The sequence below is a fragment of the Allobosea sp. P1_A7 genome (assembly GCF_056406775.1).
Genome location: NZ_JBFTZN010000582.1, coordinates 1 through 1192, shown reverse-complemented (window position 1 = coordinate 1192; position 1192 = coordinate 1). Strand labels below are relative to the sequence as shown.

At 60.4% G+C, this 1192-nt stretch carries 2 protein-coding genes and 1 pseudogene; 1 reads left to right on the top strand and 2 read right to left on the bottom strand.

The annotated features are described in order from the left end of the window. Together AC1D34_RS37780 and AC1D34_RS37775 are read right to left on the bottom strand one after the other, a co-directional pair. Nucleotides 1-123: IS630 transposase-related protein (locus AC1D34_RS37780; protein ID WP_476827056.1), on the bottom strand; the 123-nt coding region annotated here is incomplete at its 3' end. A gap of 87 nt (nt 124-210) precedes the next feature. Continuing rightward, nucleotides 211-639, bottom strand: coding sequence for a potassium channel family protein (locus tag AC1D34_RS37775; RefSeq protein WP_476777455.1), 429 nt, complete (start codon nt 637-639; stop codon nt 211-213). A 323-nt stretch (nt 640-962) separates the two neighbouring features. Between AC1D34_RS37775 and AC1D34_RS37770 the strand changes: the two are divergent. Further along, nucleotides 963-1192 (top strand): annotated as a pseudogene (locus AC1D34_RS37770) (IS6 family transposase); the annotation flags it as partial.

Below are 1192 nucleotides of genomic sequence, written 5' to 3'. Positions count from 1 at the left end.
CGCCCAGACGATCGCCGTCGCGATGCCGATCCCGAACCGATCGGCCGCATGGCGCGCGGGCAAGCCCGCCTCGGTCGCCGCAATCACTCGCTCACGCAAATCCTGGCTGTAAGCCCGTGCCATCCCGGCCTCCCGCGTCAGACGGGGAAGGAATCGCACTGTTCGCGCCGCTTGGGAATCCCCTCAGAATCGGAAAACCATGAACCTGCTCTAGTCCGCGAGTTTGTCGATCCGCCTTAGGGTCCGGACGAGGACCTCGAAGATAACCGCCGTAGACCAACCAAATAGCAGGATGCCGTTCATAGAGGTGATGGGACCAAGGAGACGCCAGCCAACAACTGGCGTGATGTCGCCATAGCCAAGGGTCGCGAAATTTACGAACGCGAAGTAAAGGAACTCCGAATCTTCCGGAACTGCGCCTACAATCCGGTAGGTAATCGCCCAAATCACCGCTTCAACGGTGTGTGCCGCCATTAGCACACACACTACAGCCGACATGACCATGGAAAGCGACCACCGACTATCTTGAAATGTCTCGGCCTGTCGGCGGGACACTCTTATCACCAGGGACATGACCAAAGAATGGGCGAAGATGTTGACGACACTTGCGAGCGCGCCGACGGTCAGCTGAACCAACATCCCCAACCTCCGTTGCCCGAGAGGGCGATCTTGACACTGAGCTGTGCCTGCAAAAACCCCGATTAGTGCTGAAGCCGTCGGCAGTCGGGCCTGCCCAGGGAAGATATGGGTGATCCAGCGGGCCTGCAGCTCCAGAATCGGAAGCTTGCGTCGGCTATGCCAGGATCCAGAACCGCACGATCCCAACAATTGCGACAAACAACGAAAATCCAATCAAAGCCCAGGGCAACAGGCGTAACGCAGGCCTTGGACCCGGTTGGATAGGGCGAAGGGCGTTGTCACGTYAACTCCGGCATGGCGGCAAGCGGTGTAGGTGGGCGTGCATGACCCTGCCGRCCATCAGCTACAAGCGCCATCGGTTCCCACCGGCGATCATCGCCCATGCGGTGTGGCTGTATTTCCGCTTTCCCCTGAGCCTTCGYCTGGTGGAGGAGATGCTTCTGGAGCGCGGCATCGCCGTCTCCTACGAGACGGTGCGGCGCTGGGCCTTGAAGTTCGGGCGGGATTACGCCCACCGCCTGAAGCGCAAGAGGCCGAGCCGCCGCGACCTTTG

Coding starts and splice junctions, on each gene's coding strand:
- AC1D34_RS37775 (WP_476777455.1), bottom strand. CDS start 639: ATGTTGGTTCAGCTGACCGTCGGCGCGCTCGCAAGTGTCGTCAACATC.